The 15,429-nt window shown below is 36.6% G+C and carries 11 protein-coding genes; 7 read left to right on the top strand and 4 right to left on the bottom strand.

All coding sequences use genetic code 11. From position 1 onward, the window contains the following. Positions 1 to 1,714, bottom strand: a 1,714-nt coding sequence (locus A9G24_RS08165; protein WP_141673121.1) for a type VI secretion system Vgr family protein, incomplete at its 3' end; no start/stop codon positions are given. A gap of 795 nt (positions 1,715 to 2,509) precedes the next feature. Between A9G24_RS08165 and xerD the strand changes: the two genes are divergently transcribed. The 5 genes from xerD (at position 2,510) to A9G24_RS08140 (ending at position 7,905) form a co-directional block, all read left to right on the top strand. Then, on the top strand, positions 2,510 to 3,424 hold the full coding sequence (gene xerD / locus A9G24_RS08160) for a site-specific tyrosine recombinase XerD (RefSeq protein WP_065638561.1): 915 nt from the start codon (positions 2,510 to 2,512) through the stop codon (positions 3,422 to 3,424). 25 nt (positions 3,425 to 3,449) lie between these two features. Beyond that, on the top strand, positions 3,450 to 4,154 hold the full coding sequence (gene dsbC / locus A9G24_RS08155) for a bifunctional protein-disulfide isomerase/oxidoreductase DsbC (RefSeq protein ID WP_065638560.1): 705 nt from the start codon (positions 3,450 to 3,452) through the stop codon (positions 4,152 to 4,154). 79 nt (positions 4,155 to 4,233) lie between these two features. Beyond that, entirely contained in the window at positions 4,234 to 5,970 is a 1,737-nt protein-coding gene (gene recJ, locus A9G24_RS08150) for a single-stranded-DNA-specific exonuclease RecJ (protein WP_065638559.1), read from the top strand. A 119-nt stretch (positions 5,971 to 6,089) separates the two neighbouring features. Next, positions 6,090 to 7,484, top strand: coding sequence for a UDP-N-acetylmuramate:L-alanyl-gamma-D-glutamyl-meso-diaminopimelate ligase (gene mpl, locus A9G24_RS08145; RefSeq protein WP_065638558.1), 1,395 nt, complete (start codon positions 6,090 to 6,092; stop codon positions 7,482 to 7,484). Between the two features lie 61 nt (positions 7,485 to 7,545). Beyond that, on the top strand, positions 7,546 to 7,905 hold the full coding sequence (locus tag A9G24_RS08140; RefSeq protein WP_065638557.1) for a helix-turn-helix domain-containing protein: 360 nt from the start codon (positions 7,546 to 7,548) through the stop codon (positions 7,903 to 7,905). Positions 7,906 to 7,964: 59 nt separating this feature from the next. Here the strand turns inward: A9G24_RS08140 and A9G24_RS08135 are convergent, their stop codons facing one another. Continuing rightward, the gene (locus tag A9G24_RS08135; protein WP_065638556.1) at positions 7,965 to 9,332 is read right to left on the bottom strand and encodes an L-serine ammonia-lyase; all 1,368 of its coding nucleotides are present in this window, start codon (positions 9,330 to 9,332) and stop codon (positions 7,965 to 7,967) included. 297 nt (positions 9,333 to 9,629) lie between these two features. Next, on the bottom strand, positions 9,630 to 10,922 hold the full coding sequence (locus A9G24_RS08130; RefSeq protein ID WP_141673122.1) for a serine/threonine transporter: 1,293 nt from the start codon (positions 10,920 to 10,922) through the stop codon (positions 9,630 to 9,632). A gap of 393 nt (positions 10,923 to 11,315) precedes the next feature. Between A9G24_RS08130 and proS the strand changes: the two genes are divergently transcribed. Further along, on the top strand, positions 11,316 to 13,037 hold the full coding sequence (proS, locus tag A9G24_RS08125) for a proline--tRNA ligase (RefSeq protein ID WP_065638554.1): 1,722 nt from the start codon (positions 11,316 to 11,318) through the stop codon (positions 13,035 to 13,037). Between the two features lie 202 nt (positions 13,038 to 13,239). Beyond that, the gene (locus tag A9G24_RS08120; protein WP_065638553.1) at positions 13,240 to 14,691 is read left to right on the top strand and encodes a beta-barrel assembly-enhancing protease; all 1,452 of its coding nucleotides are present in this window, start codon (positions 13,240 to 13,242) and stop codon (positions 14,689 to 14,691) included. Positions 14,692 to 14,755: 64 nt separating this feature from the next. Here the strand turns inward: A9G24_RS08120 and A9G24_RS08115 are convergent, their stop codons facing one another. Next, complete coding sequence (locus tag A9G24_RS08115) at positions 14,756 to 15,418, bottom strand: histidine phosphatase family protein (protein WP_065638552.1); 663 nt, start codon at positions 15,416 to 15,418, stop codon at positions 14,756 to 14,758. Between the last annotated feature and the right edge of the window lie 11 nt (positions 15,419 to 15,429).

Raw genomic sequence — 15,429 nt, 5'->3', positions numbered from 1 at the left:
GAGTTTTGCCGTATTCGGTGGCCAGTTTGATATGCTCTTGCCCACGTTTGTCATCCATGCGCAGTTTGTTATTAGCCGGCGTGCGAATCACATTGCGGTGTTTGTTAATGGTGGTAACAAGGTCGGGGTGAGCACTATCATGCATCGCATGGGCGATATACGGCCGGTCAGGATTGCCCTGCATAAAGGCAATCGCTACTTCAGTGCCATCAATTAATGGGAAGTGAAAGCCATAGGTGTTGCCTGCATACGGTTTGGCTAAGCGTACCCATAAGCTTTCCGTGCCATTTTTCCACTCTTTTAAATCAAAGTTAAATTTAACCCGATAGCGCCCTTGCGGGTCGATATAGCCATAGGTGTCATGATTGGGACTGGTGACACGGGCAGGTAATGTGCCACTAACTTGTGGCCAGCGTATAGGCGCAGGGCGATAGGGTTTTAAGGCTTGATAGGGAATAGCGGTAAAGGTGAGTTCATAAGCATCAGTGCGGTTACCCTGCCCTTGTACCGTTAAAATGATGATACCGTCATTGATATCTGCCAGCGGGCTGCCGTTGAGGTTAATCCATTGACCGGGAGCAAGGTTATAGTGATTACTCTTGCCTTTGAGGATAATTTGCTGGCTAATAGCCTGTTCATGGCGAATACGGGCATACCACTGACCGCTTTCAATCTGATTATCGTCATGCCTGTTATTCTCATTAGGATTATTGCCGTTATCAGGATTAACATGGTTATCATCATCGTTATTATCGCCACTATCTTGCGGGTTTTCTTGGCCGTTACTCTCTAAGCCTTTATAGTGCTCAGCATAGCGATAGTCGCTGCCATAGGTGGTAAGGTCTTTAGGTTGGGTGTTAACTTCCCCTTGTAAATGTGCCAAGGCATCACGGTAGTTATCGTCTTGTACCTTGACTGAGGAGACCACTACTTCGCTATGCAGGCTGATATCCCACACACTTTCAACGCCCGTATCTGCCATGCCACTGGGCGGTTTATAGTCAATATTAGCCACCTGCGCATAACCTTGTTCATAATCACTTAACACCATTACATCACAGTGGTGCTCGGCGTGCGTTTCAAAGCGAAACCAGATACCGACATCGGCCAATAAGCGTTGAATAAATTCAAGGTCACTTTCTTGCCACTGCGTGATAAACTCCCGCTCAGGATAGCTGTCTTTTAACTCTAAACGGTAATCAATGCCCGTCAAACCATGACTGCGTAGCACTTCTTCAACTACACTCACCACACTTTGCTGTTGAAATATGGCACTATGTTGCCCCACTGCGAGCCGTGCTAAGCACGAGGATAACACCACCTGATAATGGGCTTCCTCTTTATTGACCGATAACTGACTAAACTCAGTAATCACCCCATGCAAGGTGCGTTTATTCGTCAACGTGGGCAAATCACTTAATGAGCGGATAGCGGAAGTTAATGGTTTATTGATAACGGGATTAAAGGAGAAGGTCGATTTTTGATTAAGAAAGGAATCAGGCGATAAGGTTTTGTCAGTACTGGTAAAGGAGATTACATAACGCCAAGGCTGGTTTAACGACTCATTACCCTCAACATGTAAAACCGAAATCGGCGCGCCCAGCCCGTCAACCGTTAAGGTATAGCGATTATGGCTAACGCCCCCTAAGCCCGCCATTAAATCGCTAAACCCGTCACCGAGCTGGCTCAGAAGACGATTAAGTTCGTTTGACATGTTTTCCTCCTTATATCCATTTTATAAAAATCAATCTGTGTTATTTTTAGTTATTTTTTTATTTAACACTGATATTTTCATCATTAAGTTTAACTAAAAAGTATACATTGTTTTAGTGTTAAATTTAACCTTTTGTTAAAAATTTGTTAAATAAATATTGTTTAATATGAATAATTTCAGTTAGTTAAACCAGTAAGTGATAGCGACTTAGCGTCTTTGTTGAATAAGGGATTTAAGCAACGTTATGCTTTATCGAGGGAAATTTTTAACTTATTAAATTTAAAATAATTTCAATCTGAAACGGTATAGAATCCTGAATATTTTTTACAAGAATTGCGCCTTTTAATAAAGAAATACCCTGATTTATTGCTAACTATGTTATAACTGTAAGAAATTTAAAGATTAATTGGTAGAATAAAGAAAACGCGATAATCATGAAATGTAAATAACTCAATGTTTTCCTATATATTATTTAATCTTATTCTTTTATCACTGAATACAAATAACAAACAGTTTAGCTAAAAAGCTATACGTTATTTTAGTGGGAAATTTAACTTTTTTTAAAAAATGGTTAAATAAATATTGTTTCATATGAATTAGATCTGTTAGTTAAACAGGTATGCAATGACTGTTGAAAAGCTTATTGAAACTGGGACAATAAGTGGTGAGTTGATACACAATTATGTTTAATGGTAACAATGATACTAAAAATAGCAATTTAGCTTAAACTACAACTTATTGACAGTTAGTATATAATGAATGTAAGAAATAACTGTGATGTAGAGATAATTATTGATGTCTAGTCAAGACACACCCGCCCAAAATAAAATGTTAATAGAACGGTTTTTAGATTCATTATGGCTAGAAAGGAACTTAGCTGAAAATACCATTGCTTCTTATAAACTTGATTTGTTGGCATTAAGTCAATCTTTACAACAACAAAATGTCTCTTTCCTGACTGCCCAAACGCTTAACTTACAAGACTTTTTAATGCAGCGAGTCAAAGACGGGTATAAAGCAAGTAGTTCAGCGCGTTTGCTTAGCGCAACTAAACGTTTTTTTCAGTATTTATATCAAGAAAATTATCGCACTGATGATCCTTCTGCGGTGTTATCATCGCCCAAGCTTTCAAAAAAATTGCCTAAAGATTTAACCGAATCACAAGTCGATGCACTGCTTGAATCGCCAAATATAGAAGATCCTATTGAACTTCGGGATAAAGCCATGTTAGAAGTGCTTTATGCCACTGGCTTGCGCGTCTCTGAGTTAGTGAATTTAGAAATTAGTGATGTTAGCTTACGCCAAGGGGTGGTAAGAGTAATTGGTAAAGGTAATAAAGAACGTTTAGTGCCACTTGGAGAAGAAGCGATTTACTGGCTTGAATATTATTTTAAATATGCTAGAAATGATCTTCTAAAAACAGGACCTGTTGATGTTCTTTTTCCAAGCCGATTAGGTAAAAAAATGACTCGACAGACATTCTGGCATCGAATCAAATATTATGCCATACTAACTGGTATTAATATTGAAGCACTTTCACCCCATGTATTGCGACATGCTTTTGCTACGCACCTGCTTAATCATGGTGCCGATTTGCGTGTTGTACAAATGTTACTTGGACACAGTAGTTTATCAACTACCCAAATTTATACACATGTGGCAACAGAAAGGTTAAAACAGTTACACAGTAAACATCATCCTCGAGCATAGTGTTCGAAAAGATAAGGATAATTGAATGAAAAAATTAGTTTTATGTTTAGGTTTAACTTTAATTTCAACTTCGGTATTAGCAAGTAATACTGATATTATAAAATCTTTAAATAAATTGGGTTACGAAAAAAAAGAGTTAAAAATTACTGATAGCCCAGTTCAAGGATTTAAAAACGTTAGTACCCCAGATGGTATTTATTATGTTACACAAGATGGCAAATATTTAACTAAAGGCCCTATTTATGATATTCAAGGTGATGAACCTGAAAATATAGCTAATAGCAGCAATCTTCAGCTAATAAAACCAATTGAAAAAGATGCCATTGTGTATAAGGCAAAAAATGAAAAATACATCATTTCAGTCTTTACTGATTATACTTGCCACTACTGTAAACTACTCCACGAAAATATCGATAAATATTTAGATGCAGGTATTTCTGTGCACTATTTTGCGTTCCCTCGTGCGGGTGCTGACAGTGATGTGGGTAAAAACATGCAATCTATTTGGAGCGTAACTGACCGTAAAGCAGCATTTGACAATGCATACAAAGATAAGCCTATTTCACCAGCTAGTAGTATGATACCTTATGTAACACAACAATTTAACGTTGGTAAAAAGTTAGGTATTAGCGGTACACCGGCAATTGTATTATCTGATGGGCAACTTGTTTCAGGTTATGTGCCAGCAGATAAATTAATTGAAATTTTAGATAAAAAAGCAACTAAATAACAATTGGTCAGTGATTACTGTTGAAATTTAAATATAAGATGAAAATACATGTTAGCGCGAATGCGCTAGCATATTAAATATGAAAAAAAATAAATTAAGACATCGAAAATTACCTGAAGTCTATCCAGAATTTACTCATGATATCCCGTTATTGCTACAGCGAATTTATGCCTTGCGTGGCGTTACTAGCATGCATGAGCTCGACTATACCACACGCAATCTATGTAATTACGATAAATTAGAGGGGATTAAAAAAGCAGTTGAAATACTTTTTTTAGCCATGAAAAATAATGAGCGCATTATGGTTGTTGGCGATTTTGATACTGATGGTGCGACAAGCACGGCCTTAACCGTCAAGGCACTTAAAAATATGGGTTGTCTTTTTGTTGATTATATTATTCCTGATCGTTTTGATGATGGATATGGGTTAAGCGTTTCGGTTGTTAAAAAAGCTATTTTACAACGTGCGCAGCTTATTATTACTGTTGACAACGGCATTTCTGCCAATGAAGGCGTTGACTTTGCAAAACAATCAGGCTTGTCTGTTATTATTACCGATCACCATTTATGCCCAGCGCAATTACCGAATGCCGATGCTATAATCAATCCTAATTTACCTGATTGTATTTTTCCCTCTAAGCATTTAGCTGGAGTTGGTGTCGCCTTTTACTTTATGCTGGCTTTACGCGCAAAATTACGACAAGAGAATTGGTTCGCTGATAATAATTTGACTGAATATAATCTGGCAAATTTATTAGATTTAGTTGCTTTAGGTACTATTGCTGATGTCGTTAAACTTGACCATAATAATCGCATTTTGGTTCACCAAGGTGTAAACAGGATTCGATCTGGTTATTGTAGTGAAGGAATCAAGGCCTTATTACAGATATCCAAAAAAGAGCCTACTTCGATAACTTCAACCGATTTAGCATTTTATATTGCCCCAAGGTTAAACGCAGCCGGTAGAATGGACAATATGACATTAGGTGTTCAATTATTACTTTGTGATGATTATGAATCTGCCATTAGCAAAGCAACAGATCTTAATAATCTCAATAACGATCGAAAGCTCATTGAACAAACAATGCATAAAGAAGCTTTGTCATTTATTCAAGAAATTGAAAAACAAAACGCCTCTATACCTAGCTTGCTCGTGTTTTATCATCCTGAGTGGCATCAAGGCATTATTGGGATATTATCTGCACGTTTAAAAGATAAATATTATCGCCCTGTTATATCGTTCGCCTCAACTCAAGATGGTTTTTTAAAAGGTTCTGGACGCTCAATTCCGGGCATTCATTTGCGTGATTTTATTGATGAATTAAATCAGCAACATCCTGATTTAATAGTGAGCTTTGGTGGCCACGCGATGGCCGTTGGATTAACCATTCGCGAAGAAGATTTAGAACGTTTTAGAAACTGTTTTGAAGCACTTGTAAACACTCGATTACACCCCGATGTGCTAGAACAAATCATCGAAACTGATGGTGAAATAGATAAGCAAGATTTTACTTATGCAATCGCCAAACAGTTAAAAGAATCAGGTCCATGGGGCGAAGGGTTTTATCCCCCCATTTTTGATGGTGAATTTATTATTCATCAACAACTCTTATTTGCAGATAAACACCTTAAATTAGTCTTAGAACCCAAAAATGGTGGTCCACTTATTGAAGGAATATTTTTTAATGTAAATCGCCAGCAATGGCCTGATCAATCAATAAAAAATGTACAAGTCGTTTATCATTTGGATGTAGATGAGTTTCGTGGCAACCAAGCTCCGCAACTAATGATTAAACATCTGTGGCCTATCGCATAAGCAAGTAGAATCGATTATAATGACAAAATTGCACTAAATTTACATCTGATTACTGGTCGAATAGACAATGGTTACGCAACATCATTGAGATAAAATTTATACAACGTTAAGGATTCAAAATGCATATTCATATTCTTGGAATTTGTGGCACATTTATGGCAGGGATTGCATTAATAGCGCGTTCTCAAGGTCATCAAGTAACAGGTTCAGATAAAAATGTTTACCCACCGATGAGTACACTTTTACAAAAAGAACACATTGATATCATTGAAGGATATGATCCATCACAATTATCATCTCCACCTGATTTAGTCATCATAGGCAATGCCCTATCGCGAGGCAACCCTTGCGTTGAATATATTTTGGATAACAATATTCCTTATATTTCAGCGCCGCAATGGCTACATGATAATGTGTTGCGCGATCGCTGGGTCATTGCGGTTGCGGGAACTCATGGCAAAACCACAACAGCGGGTATGGTCAATTGGATTTTAGAAAAACAAAATTATAAACAAGGTTTTGTTATTGGTGGTGTACCTGGTAATTTTGATGTATCAGCAAGGTTAGGTGAAGGTAACTATTTTGTTATTGAGGCTGATGAGTATGATTGTTCTTTCTTTGATAAACGTTCAAAATTTATGCATTACTGTCCTAAAACACTTATCATGAACAATTTAGAATTTGATCATGCAGATATTTTTGATGATCTAAGCTCAATTCAAAAACAATTTCACCATCTAGTTCGTTTAGTACCCAGCAAAGGGCTGATTATTGCACCTCAAGAAGATGTGAATTTAAAACAAGTATTGGCTAAAGGCTGCTGGAGCGAACAAGTATTTACTGAATCAGAAACAGGCTGGTTAGCACAACGCATCAATAACGACGCAAGCCATTTTGCTGTTTTTTATAACAATAAAAAAGTGGGCGAAGTAAAATATTCATTAGTCGGCGAACATAATATGCATAATGCACTAATGGCAATTGCAGCAGCACATAATGTAGGCATTGAGCCTGCTGATGCTTGTTTGGCATTAGGTACGTTCGTAAATGCAAAAAGGCGTTTAGAACTCTACGGTGAAATGAATAATATCGAAATCTATGATGATTTTGCCCATCACCCAACGGCAATCTTAGCAACATTAGAAGCATTACGCAGTAAAATCGGTGCTAATCGCCGTATTTTAGCCGTGCTTGAGCCTCGCTCAAACACAATGAAATTAGGCGTGTCTAAAGATGAGCTAGCTCCATCACTTGGACGTGCTGACGAAATTTTCATCTTCCAACCTGAGCATCTTCCTTGGTTAGTTGCTGATGTGGTTGATGCTTGTATTCAACCCGCTTACTGGAGTGGTGATATCGATTTGTTGGTTGAAATGATCACAAAATCAGCTAAACCAACAGATGCAATTTTAATTATGAGTAATGGTGGTTTTAGTGGTATTCATAAAAAGATTTTAGAGAAACTAGAAAAGCAACACATCAAAAATCAAGAAAAATTACCATTAATCAAATAACGATTTGATAGCAATATATGATATGCCACATTACGTGGCATATCATAAAAAAGGATATTTCATGAATGAAACGACTGATATGATTGCTATGATATGCCGCAGAATAAAAATGGCAAGAATTGAAAAAAACTTATCTCAGCAAGAATTGGCTCAAAAATCCGAAATTGGTATTGCAACAATAAAACGTATTGAACAAGGTGAATCGATTACATTACAAACTTTGATTTCTGTTCTTCGTGGATTAGATGAACTTGATCAGCTTAATAATTTACTAGCTTACAACGAAGTTATCCATATTACCTCAGCAGAGCAGCCCAAACGAAAAAGAAAACAACGCACAGTAAAAGTAAAGCAAATAGATATGCTAACAGAGAATGATTTCTTGCGTTCTAAGGTTAATACTATGTGCTGGAAGCACTAAATATAATTTAAGCTTTCGCCGATTATAAAACCGGCGAATTCAATACAATTTTCACGCTACTAATTACAATGAACCGTAATTGCAAGCCCACCACGTGATGTTTCTCGATATTTTGCATTCATATCTTTTCCTGTTTCATACATGGTTTTAATCACTTTATCCAAAGATACTTTTGCCGCAGTAATTCGTCTTAAAGCCATTCTCGTTGCATTGATTGATTTTACAGCAGCAATGGCATTACGCTCAATACAAGGCACCTGCACTTGACCAGCAACTGGATCGCAGGTTAATCCTAAGTTATGTTCCATTGCAATTTCAGCTGCCATGCAAACTTGCTCAGGATTACCACCTAAAAGCTCAGCAAGTCCAGCAGCAGCCATTGAGCACGCAACGCCAACTTCGCCTTGACACCCAACCTCTGCACCAGAAATAGACGCATTGATTTGATAAAGTTGCCCTATTGCACCGCAAGTTAGAAAAAATCGAATATAAATATCAGGCGTAACTGGATTAATAAATTTATCATAATAAGCCAGCACAGCAGGTATAATTCCACATGCCCCATTGGTTGGCGCAGTAACCACTCTCCCACCTGCTGCATTTTCTTCACTAACGGCAAGCGCAAACATATTTACCCAATCAATAATCACCATGGGATCACTAATCATTTTATCTTTGGTGGTAGATAATTGACGATATAACGAAAACGCACGACGAGGAACTTTGAGCGGTCCCGGTAATAACCCTTCAGTATTCATTCCACGTTTGATACATTCTAAAATAGTTTGCCCAACGCGAGAAAAATAATCTTCAATTTCTTCATAGGTATGTAATTGCAACTCATTTTTCATCATAATACTAGAAATTGACAATGAATTATCTTCACAATGTTGTAATAGCTGTGCAGCGGAAGAAAATGGATAAGGCAATTTTGTGGGATCTTGTTTTGGCAAACCAAATTGCTCCTCTTCAACAATTTGACCACCACCCACGGAATAATACGTTTTTTGAAAGAGTAATGTATCGCCTCTATAGGCAGTCAATGTCATGCCGTTTTCATGTAATGGCAAAAATTTGGAATGAAACACCATACAACTATCCAAAGGAAAGTCGATTTCGTAACGATTATGATAAATCGGTAAACGGTGAGTTTGGCTTAATTTTTCGATAAAAATAGGAATATTATCAATATTAACAGTATCAGGTTTTTCACCCGCTAACCCCATGATAATAGCAATATCTGTTTGATGGCCTTTACCTGTTAATGACAAAGAACCATAAACATCAGCGACAATTTTGGTTACTGATGACATCATATCATTATCGATTAGTTGATCAACAAATGCCTTCCCTGCTCTCATTGGCCCCACTGTATGTGAACTTGAAGGACCAATACCAATTTTAAATATTTCAAATACTGAACTCATATTTTTTCCTTTTTGATGCCAAAAATAAATTAATACTGCTGGCCTAGTTATAACTTTATAAATTATTTTTACTAGTTAAATAAAAATAATCTTATCAACACATCGTATTCATTGTCATAGAGATAGCTAAACATCACTTTTAAAGATTATGAAAATAAGTTTTTAATATTCATTAGTAATTAATGTTTATTTTACAGTTAGTCTGGTTTACCAATAGGCTTTTTACCCATCAATGAATATCGACGGATTTTATGTATTGCATAAAAAAATAGCTGGTTATTACCTATTTAATCAATTTTATAATAAATTATAGATAGCAGCTGAAATCGCAACTAGCCCCATAACAACAATAAACACATTACTTGGTTTTCCTCGATATTTTGCTAATACGGGTAATTTATGAATTGCATACATCGGCATTAAGAACAATAATACCGCTAAAATTGGACCACCAAGTGATTCAATAAGACCTAAAATACTGGGATTCAATGTAGCAACACCCCATGCTGTTACAAACATAAATACAATAGCAAGCTTATCAAGTTTCTTTTCTGAAATGGTTTTATTGCGACTACGCAAAAATTTATTAACAATACCATTAAACCCTTCTTTACCACCTAGATAGTGGCCTAAAAACGATTTAGCCATTGCAATAAATGCAATTGGCGGACCAATATATTCAATAACAGGTGAGTTAAATCGATTAGCCAAATATGATAACGTTGAAATATTCTGCGCTTTTGCATCTAAAAGCTCTGCTGGCGTTAAACAAAATGCACAGCTAAAAACAAAAAACATAACCGTTACAACCATCATTATATTACTTGCTGCAATAATGTTAGTACATTTTGGAGCAGCATAAGTTTCACCATATTCTTTACGTTTAGCTACTGCTAAAGATGAAATAATAGGCGAGTGATTAAAGGCAAAAACCATAACAGGAATCACTAGCCAAAGTGTCATTAAAATACTTTGTTCACCCTCACTGCCATTACTGCCAAGAGATAAATTAGCAAAAATTTCACCATTCCATTCAGGAATTAAAAATAAAGCTAAAATCATTAAAACAGCAATAAATGGAAAAACTAATACTGACATAACTTTAACAATAAGTTCTTCACCAAAATGAACAATTGACATTAAAAATGCAACTAAAACAAATGAAAGTAAAGCTCGTGGTAGTGATTCCATTCCCAGTTGATGAACCATAAAGCTATCTACCGTGTTGGTAATGCCAACACTATAGACTAATAATATTGGGTAAATTGCAAAAAAATAAAGCACTGTTATCCAGTTTCCTGCTGTGCGCCCAAAAGCCTCTTCAACTACAACGGTGATATCACCTTCACGACTTTTGCCTGATAATACAAATCGACACAAAGCTTGGTGAGCAAAAAATGTCATTGGAAAAGCAAGAATCAGCATAACCAATAATGGAATTAATCCGCCTACCCCCGCATTAATTGGTAGAAAAAGCACTCCAGCGCCAATCGCGGTACCATAAAGGCTAAGCATCCATAATGTATCACTTTTTTGCCATTTGGGTAATACTGATCCATTTTTTGAATCTATGGCAACTTTATTAGTCATTAACTTACTCATTTTATACTACTCCTTAATCAAATATGCTGTAGATATAATATCAAATTAACGACTATTACAAAGTGATCCCAATCACACTATCAATTAAAAATCAAATATAATCAATATTATAAATAATATTCAATTTGATACTAAATAAATTAAAAACCAATAAAGTATCAATTTTGATCTATAATAAATAAAATAACCTACCGTTTTATCGCAAAATAATTTACGGTTGACCAATAACCTAAAAAACGTTTACTTAATGTTGTCTTAAGCCCTTACCATTAGTTTTATATTTAAAATAGCGATAAAATTACTTTAGTGTTGTGTTTGGTACTGCTAAACTAGCTCACATTTTTATTATATTTATAAATAAATTATTTTCGGGATAAATTTATGCGAACCAGTAAATATCTTCTTTCAACGTTAAAAGAAACCCCCGCTGATGCAGAAGTCATTAGCCATCAATTAATGTTACGTGCCGGCATGATCCGTAAAGTGGCTGCGGGTTTATATACTTGGCTTCCCACTGGTTACCGAGTCCTTAAAAAAGTAGAAAATATTGTTCGTGAAGAGATGAACAAAGCAGGAGCAATAGAAGTATTAATGCCTGTTGTACAACCTGCTGATATTTGGCAAGAAAGTGGGCGTTGGGAACAATATGGCCCAGAGCTATTACGGATTAAAGACCGTGGTGATCGTGATTTTGTGTTGGGCCCAACCCATGAAGAAGTGATTACTGACTTACTCCGTAATGAAGTAAGTTCGTACAAACAATTACCTCTTAATGTTTATCAAATTCAAACTAAATTTCGTGATGAAGTGCGCCCTCGCTTTGGTGTAATGCGTTCGCGTGAATTTATTATGAAAGATGCCTATTCTTTCCATACCACACAAGAATCATTGCAAGAAACTTATGATGATATGTATAAAGCCTATAGCGCTGTGTTTACGCGTGCAGGTTTAAACTTTAGAGCAGTGCGCGCTGACACAGGATCGATTGGTGGTAACTGGTCACATGAGTTCCAAGTATTAGCTGACAGTGGTGAAGACGACATCGTGTTTTCAACGGAATCGGACTATGCAGCTAATATCGAAATGGCACAAGCACAAGCACCAATGCAAAAACGTGCAGAGCCAACTAAAACCATGGAACTAGTTGATACCCCAAATGCCAAAACTATTGACGAATTAATCGAACAGTTCAGTTTGCCGATCGAAAAAACCGTAAAAACCTTGATGGTTAAAGCAACCAAAGAAAGCGGTCACCAATTAGTCGCTTTATTAGTTCGAGGCGATCATACTTTAAATGAAATAAAAGCCGAAAAAATTGATATCGTTGCCTCACCGTTAGAATTTGCAACCGAAGAAGAAATTCGCGCGTTAGTTAATGCAGGGCCAGGCTCATTAGGTCCAATTAACTTAAATATGCCAATTATTATTGACCGTGACGTGGCCGTGATGAGCGATTTTAGTGCTGGTGCCAATATCGATCATAAACACTATTTTAATATTAATTGGGAACGTGACACTGCTTTACCTCGCATTGAAGATATTCGCAATGTGGTTGAGGGTGATATTAGCCCTGATGGCAAAGGGACATTACAAATCAAACGAGGGATTGAAGTTGGGCATATCTTCCAACTTGGTACAAAATACTCACAAGCGATGAAAGCCACAGTGCAAGGTGAAGATGGGCAAAATCATGTCATGATCATGGGGTGTTATGGAATTGGTGTTAGTCGAATTGTAGCAGCGGCTATTGAACAATGCCATGATGAACGTGGTATTGTTTGGCCAGAAGCCATTGCGCCGTTTAGTGTCGTGATTATTCCAATGAATATGCACAAATCAGAAAAAGTCCAAGCAACAGCTGAAAAACTTTACGCTGATCTACAAGCTGCTGGCATTGAGGTACTCTTTGACGACCGTAAAGAGCGACCAGGTGTGATGTTTGCTGATGCTGAACTTATTGGTATTCCTCATACGATTGTCATTGGTGAGCGCAATCTTGAAAATGGCGAAGTTGAATACAAACATCGTGCTGGTGGTGATAAAGAAATGGTAAACGTTGATAATATTATTGAATTTATCAAAAATCGCCGCCATAAAGCATAATAAAATGCGATTATTAACATCAAAGCTCAACGGCCGTACTGATATGGCTGTTGAGCTTTTATCATTTCAATCATAACAATAGTGACTTTCTATGCTTATCACCTCAAACAAACTAAGCATCCTAATGATAAATTCAAAGTGATATAGTTCTTTTTTTCGGCTAAAATAGATCAACAAAATCTTATCTCAATTGGTTGAAAGAATGTTAAAAAAAGCCATTGCATTTGCACTCTCTACCTCGTTGTTATTACAAAACACATCTATCGTATATGCGGATAATATCAATCTGCCAGATATTGGTACCGCAGCAGCTACAACATTAAGTATCGGTCAAGAAATGGAAATGGGCGATTATTATATGCGAATGTTACGCGCGGGCGCTCCTATCATAAACGACCCAGTTTTAAACCAATATATCAATGACTTAGGTAATAAATTAGTTGCTAAATCAGAATCAGTAAAAACCCCTTTTCATTTCTATATTATGAAAAGTGATGTACTTAATGCATTCGCTTTTTTTGGTGGAAATGTTGTTATTCATTCAAGACTCATATTAGATACCGATAACGAAAGCCAATTGGCCTCTGTTATGGCTCACGAAATTGGGCATGTTACCCAACGTCATTTGGCCAGAGCAATGGAAAACCAAAACCGTAATAGTCCTTATGTTTGGGGGGCAACATTAGGATCCTTATTACTCACATTGGCCAATCCCGAAGCTGGTATGGCGGCAATGACCAGCACCATGGCAGGCTCGGCTCAAAGTATGATTAGTTTTACGCAAAGTAATGAACAAGAAGCCGATCGTGTTGGTTTAAGAACGCTTGCTAAAGCTGGATTTGATCCTTATGCTTCATCTGAATTTTTACAAAAACTTGCCGATCAAAGCCGTTTTAGTAGTAAAGCGCCTGAAATACTACTTACTCACCCATTACCTAATAGCCGATTAACCGATATCCGCAATCGTTCAATGCAATATAGTAAAAAGAACGTATCGCCATCGTTAAGCTATTATTTAGCAAAAGCTCGGTTAGCAATATTGATGGCTAAAAATAAAAATACCGCAAAACGATTAATTGAAGATTACAAAAAACTAAATAATGAACAAAGTAAAATAGCCATTATTTATGCTAATGCTTTAACTGACAACCTAAGTGGTAATAATCAAAAAGCAAAACAACAACTGCAACCATTATTAGACAGTGACCCGAATAATATTTGGTATATTGATTTAATGACTGATATTGATTTGGCGCTCAACAATAGTAGTACCGCAATCACGCGCCTACAAGCGGCGTTAAAAAAAGCACCGGATAGCTCTGCATTGCAGTTGAATTTAGCTAATGTATATATAAAAAATGGAAACTATCAACAAGCCGTAAGCTTGTTGCACCGCTATACGTTTGATCACAATGATGATACCAATGGCTGGGAGTTACTCATTAAAGCTTATGGCGGGTTACATTCAAGGGCTCAAGAAATGAGTGCGCAAGCCGAAGCAATTGCATTAGAAGGTCAATTTCAGCAAGCCATTCAATTACTACAAAATGCTAAAAATCAAACCAAAGGTAATCAAACAATGATTTCCAAAATTGAGGCCAGAATCAATCAATTAAAGCAGTTACAAAAACGTTATGCGGCTTATAAGCGATAATTGACTTTAACGATAACTTCTCGACTAATCATTGAAATAACCACTAGTCGAGAAGATAACGCCTTTATTTTTCAACTAAATGATCCACATTATTGTAAAATTTCACAGTAAATATGCCTTCATCCTGATCATTACTTTGCTTATAGTTAACCACACTAATGCTGGTATTTAACATCCGTGGAAAATAAGCCTCATCACGATGTAAACGCCAATCGCCACCATTTAAAACACAAAGTAATATGCGTAATACTGTACCGTGCGACACAACCAAAATATTACCGGTATCTTGGGATGCGTTTTGTACAATAGTGTTTAGCCCCTGCTTCATACGCGCGAGTATATCAAGGTAATTTTCACCTTGATTGACAGCGGCATCAAAATTAGCGGGATCAGTTAAATAAATGTTAAATTCGGGCACTTCTTGTTTTAAAGTCGGTACATGTTTACCTTCCCAAATGCCAAAATCCATCTCACGTAGATGAGCAAGCTCATAAGTAGGAATAGCAAGATTATTTTCGTTAACAATATAATCGCGGGTTTCCATTGCGCGTTGTTGGGTACTTGAGTATGCTTGCATAAAAGGAACATTTTTTAAATGTTGCCCCGTGACTTTAGCACCTAAAATACCTTGTTCGGTTAACGGTGAATTTTGTGACCCTTGCATCTGATCTTTAATATTCCACTGCGTTTGACCATGTCTAATTAAATATAAATTAATATCTTTCATTCGTACTCACT

It is taken from the genome of Gilliamella sp. App6-5 (assembly GCF_001690525.1).
Classification (GTDB): domain Bacteria; phylum Pseudomonadota; class Gammaproteobacteria; order Enterobacterales; family Orbaceae; genus Gilliamella; species Gilliamella apicola_H.
This window is presented reverse-complemented; position numbering and strand designations above follow the sequence as displayed.